We start from the raw sequence: 5,692 nt of genomic DNA on the forward strand, positions 1-5,692 counted from the left end.
TTCCGACTCTATCAGACTCTTTCGTGTCCGACTTCCTCGGTGCTTTCCAGGTTTTCGCTTTCGCGTTTTCCCTTTCCGGCGGTTCCGACTCTATCAGAAGTTCTCCACCGGATTTCCCCGGCTTCGGATTCTGAAGAATCGAGTGCACCCCGCACGGAATTGCATTCCTCAGGGGCTGGGCTGCCGAACTTGTCCAGTTCGAGGCAACCGTTTGACTCTACAACTCGGCCTGGGGGGTGTCAAAACGGCCCGGGGCCCCGGCTGCAGGGCCGCCCCTGGAGGCCGGCCCGTGCCGGCAGCGCTTCGGTCTGTTGCCTGGTCAGGGGTGCCGGAACCGGGGTGGCCGGAGGGCACGCGTGGTTGCCGCGACCGAACGACAGCATCCACTCGGCGACAGGACTGTCGGGCTTCAGGCCGACCACAAGACGCTCACCCAGCTCCACCGAGGTGTCCGTCCGAGCCGCTATCGCGTTGCGGACGAACATGTCCGGCGTCTTTCTGCCCGGAGCTCGCGCAGACCGGCAGGCAGGTCGGGGTCGGCGGCTACGGCGCCACGTACGCCGGCCGGCAGCCCGGCAGTGGATCAGCAGGCGGGAGAAGCGCCCGGGCGGCTCGTCCGTGACGTGCGCGGCGACCGCACCCCGGACGTGCGGCTCCGGATGCTCAACGAGGCGAGCACTCGCCCGGGCCGGCAGGGAGCCGTTGGCTGCGGCGAGCGTGCGGAGCCGAGCGCGGTGATCCCCTCGGTCAGGTCCCGACGCAGCAGCGCCGCGCGTGTGGTTGTCGGGCTCCACCTCGGAGCCGGGCCAGGCGGAGTCGAAGAGCACGACCGGCCCCCCGGCACCTCCCAGACCTGTCCGTCCTCCCAGGCCACGTCCTCCCACGCCGCCTCGACGCCGCCTCGACGCCGCCCAGCAGCTCCACCTCCGACTCGGCGGCCACCCACCGTACGAAGACCCCGTGCTCCGGAAGGAACGTCGTGGACGAGGGCCCGTTTCCCCGCACCAACGCGTGGGACGGGCCCACCGTGAGCAGTCCGGTGCGGCCGACCACCGCGCATGCCCGGTCGTAGTCGAACTCCGGGCCTTCGCTGTCCACCCCCTCCCACCGGGTGAGCACGTCGACGGGGACCACCACCAGCGGCCCGCCGCCGCACTCCACCCGGTCGACCGGTCCTGGATACGCATAGTTCGCCATGCCGCGAGGTGAGCGGCCGGCCGCCCCCTCAGGGGACCAGAACGACCTTGCCGAGGTTCCGGCGCTGCTCGATGAGCGCGTGGGCGCGGGCGGCCTCCGCGAGGGGGATCTCCTCGTGCACGGCCGTGCGCAGGGTGCCCGCGGCCCTCAGTTGCCAGAGCTCGCGCAGCCGGCGCTCGTACAGTTCGGGCTTGCCCGTGGCGACGGCCCGCATCTGGAAGCCGATCATGGAGGCGCCGCGGACCAGGAGTTCGTACGCCTCCACCTTGCCGCCACCGGAGCTGAAGGCCACCAGGCGGCCGCCCGTCGCCAGGGCCCGTACGGCGGGGCCGAGCAGATCGCCGCCGACACCGTCGAGGATCACGTCGTACGGGCCGCTCCAGTCGGCGTCCCCGTACAGGACGACCTCGTCGGCGCCCAGGCCTCGGACGAAGTCGGCCTTGTCCGCACTGCTGACGGCCGCGACGACGCGTTTCGCCCCGCCGGCTTTCGCGTACTGCAGGGCGAGCGTGCCCACCGCGCTCGCCGCCGCCGTCACCAGGACCGATTCGCCGGGTTCCACGCGCGCGGCCTCGTACGCGCCGCGGGCCACCAGCCCGCTGCGGACCAGCGCGACCGCCTCGACGGCGCTCGCGTCGGCCGGGATCCGGGAGGTCATCGCGGTGTGGAGCACGGCGTACTCGGCGTAGGCGTCGGCGAAGCACAGTCCGGTGACGCGTTCCCCGGCGCGGAAGCCGGTGACGCCCGGGCCGGTGGCGACGACCGTCCCGGCCACCTCGCCGCCGAACGGGACGGGCTCGCTGCCCTCCCGCACCTTGCGCACGGTCGGCAGGGTCACCCCGACCGCCGCGACCCGGACCAACAGCTGCCCGGCCCCCGCCACGGGTACGTCGGCCTCCTCGGCGAACAGCACCTCCGGACCGCCGTTGACCTCATGGCGAATGCGCAGCACAGGACCTCCCCGACCTCGGGCCATTTTCATTGGATATCCCAACGATAAGGTCAAAGTCGTGGGGGTGTCCAACGACTTTGAGTAGGCTGGGCCCATGACCTCGGCCCTCCAGCACATCCAGTCCTTGCCCTCCTGGCTCGTCGGCCGCGTCGCGGCGCGCGGCCGCGAACTGGTCGCGGCGGCGCTCGCCGCGGAGGGGCTGAAGCTCATGCATCACGCGGTGCTGGCCGCCACCGCCGAGTACGGGCCGGTCGCCCAGGCCGATCTGGGCCGCCGGCTCGCCGTCGACCCCAAGGACATGGTCGGCATGCTCAACCACCTCCAGGAGGCGGGCCTCGTACTGCGCGCGCCGGACCCCGACGACCGCCGCAAGAACGCCGTCACCGTCACTCCGGAGGGGACAGCCGTACTCGCCCGCTGCGCGACCCTGGCCGAAGCCGCCAACGCCGAGTTCCTCGCCCCGCTCGACCCGCCCGAGCGGGAGCACCTGGTGGCCCTGCTGACCCGGCTCCACGAAGCCCCGTAAGCCTGCCGCAGGCTCCGCCGGACGCCGAAACAGCGCATGATGGTCGGATGGACGAGGTGACCATCAGCGAGCAAGACCGCCGCCAACTCGGGCTCTGGGCAGCCGATTGCGTCGAGCGGGCCCTCCCCCTGTTCGAGGCGAAGGCTCCCTCCGACCCCCGCCCTCGCGAGGCGATCGAGGGCATCCGGACCTTCGTACGCGAGGGGAAGCGGACCGCGCAGCTACGCTCCCTCGCCTGGGCCGCCCACGCGGCTGCGCGCGAGGTCGACGACCCGGCAGCCACGGCCGCCGCCCGCGCCGCGTGCCACGCGGCAGCGACCCCGTACATCCACCCACTGGCCACCCCGCACCAGTCGAAGCACGTACTGGGACCCGCCGTGTACGGGGCACTCGGTCATGAGCTGGCCGCGGCCGATGACGCGGGCTCCGCCGACGGCGAGATCCGTTGGGCGATCGAGCACGCCCCGCCGGAGGTCCGCGCACTGCTGCGCCGGATGCCCGCCCGCAAGCCCGGGCGCAGCCGGCTGGACACGCTCTACTACGAACTCGACGCCGCCCTCCGCCGCTGAGCCCTCGGATGGCCCTGCGGGGTAACTCCGGCCCCGGCGGCCCGACATGGGGCCAGAGACTTTCGGCTCGTGCCTCGAGCGCCTCCATCGACGAAAGTCGCGCACACGATCATCCTTCGTGCGGACGGAGACCACCGCCCCTGGCCCCTAGCGTGATCGGCATGACCAGTGACACGGGGGACGGGACGGACGGGCGGACACGGTGGCGCATCGCGCTGGGGGTCGCGGCGGGAGTGCTCACCGCGGCGGCCGTGTGCGCGATCTTCTGGTGGCAGGGCTGGAACAGGCCCACCACCGCGGCCTGGCTGTCCAGCAAGGCCGCGGTGAAGGTGGGCTTCTTCATCGCCGCCGGAGGCTTCGCCTCTGTGACCGTGTGGTGGCAGGCGCGCCGTGGGTCGCGGTCCACGCCGCCCAAGGAAGAAGAATGAGGCTTGTGTGGGGCGGGCCTTGGCCGGCCCGCCCGGTGGTGCCGTCGGACGCGTACGGGACGCTGCCCCCTGTCGCCCTTCCCGATGGGACGAGAGCTGCGGGTCTGCGTCGACGCCTGTGGACGGTCACGTATTCCCCAAGGCTTCGGGATGTGAGCGTCACGTAATTCCTCACCCCGGCGGTCACAAGTCCCCCCGGGGGCGGTGACCGTGGCGGGCCCAGGCCGGCAACCGAAATCCGGTGGACGCGGCAGGGATACTGCCGTCATGGCCGTCACTCAGCAGTTCGCCCGCATACCCGAGGGGTATCTCGCCGCCTGCCGTCAGTCTGCCGCCGCGTCACCGGACGGCGATCCCCACTGGGATCCACCGGCGTGCGACATGCTGGACCTGGACTGGGCACCGGCTCTGCTGGAACGTGTCGGCGAGGTGGCCGGACTCGGAGAGGTCCATCTCGATGCACTGCGCATGGCCACCGATGGCGACACGGCTCTGGACCTCAGCTTCCTCGACACCCACCCGTACGCCGTAGCCCCCTTCGGGGGCGCCCCCACCGGCCTGGACGTCTCTCAAGTGGCGCGCGTCTCCGAGCTCCTCGGCCAGATCGACATGCCCGCCCTTCTCGCCGCCCTCCCGGCCGACGACAGTGACGCCGCATCCTTGATCGGCCAGGTGGGCTCCGTCACCGGAGGTCCGAGGGCGTACCTTCTGGAGCACTTCAACGCCTTGCGCGGTTTCTACGCCGACGCAGCCAGACGCCATCTGCACATCGTGCTCTGGTGGGACTGACCCGCGACCCGCAACGCGTCCCCATCACCCACGAGCGCCTGAACATCGTTCTCCGGTTGAGTGTTGGGCCGCTTCACGTGCCGGAATGCCTCCAGGGGGCGGCGGAAGTTCGTCGACGCCGAGATCGGCCCCCTCACCCGTCACGTCCGGTCCTTCGCGACCGTGCTGACCGAGCGCCAGGGCGAACGGGTCCTCCTGAGGTGAAGTCGGAGCCGAGGCGGTGGCCGCCGCTGCCTCGGTAGCCGCTCGGACTCCGGGCAGTGCCGTTGTGAAGACCACGAGGAACATGAATCTCGGGCTTGAAGTTGCCGCTGCGGCAGCTTCTACCGTCTTGACCAGGGCCGGAGACACCGGCCCGGCGACACACGTGCAGGAGTCGAGATGGACTGGCCGATCTCCGAAGTGGCCCGGATGTCGGGTGTGACCGCTCGGACCTTGCGCCACTACGACGAGACCGGCCTGCTGCCGCCGGCCCGGACCGGCGCGGGCGGTCACCGCTACTACGGGGAGCGCGAGCTTCTGCAGCTCCAACAGATCCTCGTTCTGCGGGCGCTGGGCGTGGGGCTGCCGGAGATCGGCCGGATCCTGTCCGAGCAGGTCGACGAGGTGGACGCCCTGCGGGTCCACCACCGGCGCCTGCTCGAGGAGCGGAACCGCCTCGACGCCCTGGCCGGCACCGTCTCCCGCACCATCGCCGAACTGGAGCGGTCCAGGAAGGACGGCAACCCCGTGACCATCAACCGACCGGAGAACCTCTTCGAGGGTGTCCAGCCCTCCCATTACGCGGCGAACATGCGTGACTTCCCCGAACTCGCCGAGGAGATCGGGCGCCGCGCCGCCGGCATGACCCAGTCCGAAGCGGATGCGGGACATCGAGAGCGCACCGCGCAGATGATCCGGCTGGCCGAACTCATGGCCGCGGGCCACCCGGTCACCGCCGACCCCGTGCAGGCCGAGATCGACGCCCAGTACCGGGCGGTGGCGGGGCTGCATGCTGTGTCCGCCGAGGAGTACCGGGCGATCGGACGCTCATGCGTGGACAACGACGCCTGGCGCACCGCCTACGAGGCGATCGCCCCGGGTCTGGCCGCGTATCAGCGCGACGCCATCGAGGTGTACGCCGCCACGCCACGCGGGTGAGTTGAGGCGGTCGGCCGTGAACGCAGAAAAGCCCCGCACCGAACCCGTAAGGGCTGGTGCGGGGCTTCCGCAATGATTGTTCGGCGGCGTC

7 protein-coding genes are annotated in these 5,692 nt (G+C 71.2%); 5 read left to right on the forward strand and 2 right to left on the reverse strand.

All coding sequences use genetic code 11. The features are described 5' to 3' along the window. Positions 1 to 747: 747 nt before the first annotated feature. Both AB8A24_RS42760 and AB8A24_RS42765 read right to left on the reverse strand, forming a co-directional pair. The gene (locus AB8A24_RS42760) at positions 748 to 1,197 is read right to left on the reverse strand and encodes an Imm21 family immunity protein (protein WP_369479207.1); all 450 of its coding nucleotides are present in this window, start codon (positions 1,195 to 1,197) and stop codon (positions 748 to 750) included. A gap of 28 nt (positions 1,198 to 1,225) precedes the next feature. After that, positions 1,226 to 2,149 carry a zinc-binding alcohol dehydrogenase family protein gene (locus tag AB8A24_RS42765; RefSeq protein WP_369479208.1) on the reverse strand — a complete coding sequence of 308 codons (924 nt, stop codon included), beginning with the start codon at positions 2,147 to 2,149 and terminating at the stop codon, positions 1,226 to 1,228. Between the two features lie 94 nt (positions 2,150 to 2,243). Here AB8A24_RS42765 and AB8A24_RS42770 point away from each other — a divergent pair, with 94 nt between their 5' ends. The 5 genes from AB8A24_RS42770 to AB8A24_RS42790 all read left to right on the forward strand — a co-directional run bounded on the left by AB8A24_RS42770 (position 2,244) and on the right by AB8A24_RS42790 (position 5,601). Next, on the forward strand, positions 2,244 to 2,675 hold the full coding sequence (locus AB8A24_RS42770; RefSeq protein WP_328962689.1) for a MarR family transcriptional regulator: 432 nt from the start codon (positions 2,244 to 2,246) through the stop codon (positions 2,673 to 2,675). Between the two features lie 47 nt (positions 2,676 to 2,722). Next, on the forward strand, positions 2,723 to 3,244 hold the full coding sequence (locus tag AB8A24_RS42775; RefSeq protein ID WP_328962688.1) for a putative immunity protein: 522 nt from the start codon (positions 2,723 to 2,725) through the stop codon (positions 3,242 to 3,244). Positions 3,245 to 3,405: 161 nt separating this feature from the next. Then, positions 3,406 to 3,672 (forward strand): hypothetical protein, encoded by a 267-nt coding sequence (locus AB8A24_RS42780; RefSeq protein ID WP_328962687.1) that lies wholly within the window; start codon positions 3,406 to 3,408, stop codon positions 3,670 to 3,672. 267 nt (positions 3,673 to 3,939) lie between these two features. Then, positions 3,940 to 4,461, forward strand: a complete 522-nt coding sequence (locus tag AB8A24_RS42785; protein WP_328962686.1) for a DUF1877 family protein — start codon at positions 3,940 to 3,942, stop codon at positions 4,459 to 4,461. A 381-nt stretch (positions 4,462 to 4,842) separates the two neighbouring features. Next, on the forward strand, positions 4,843 to 5,601 hold the full coding sequence (locus AB8A24_RS42790; RefSeq protein WP_328962685.1) for a MerR family transcriptional regulator: 759 nt from the start codon (positions 4,843 to 4,845) through the stop codon (positions 5,599 to 5,601). Positions 5,602 to 5,692 lie beyond the last annotated feature (91 nt).

The sequence above is a fragment of the Streptomyces sp. BF23-19 genome (genome assembly GCF_041106355.1).
GTDB lineage: Bacteria > Actinomycetota > Actinomycetes > Streptomycetales > Streptomycetaceae > Streptomyces > Streptomyces virginiae_A.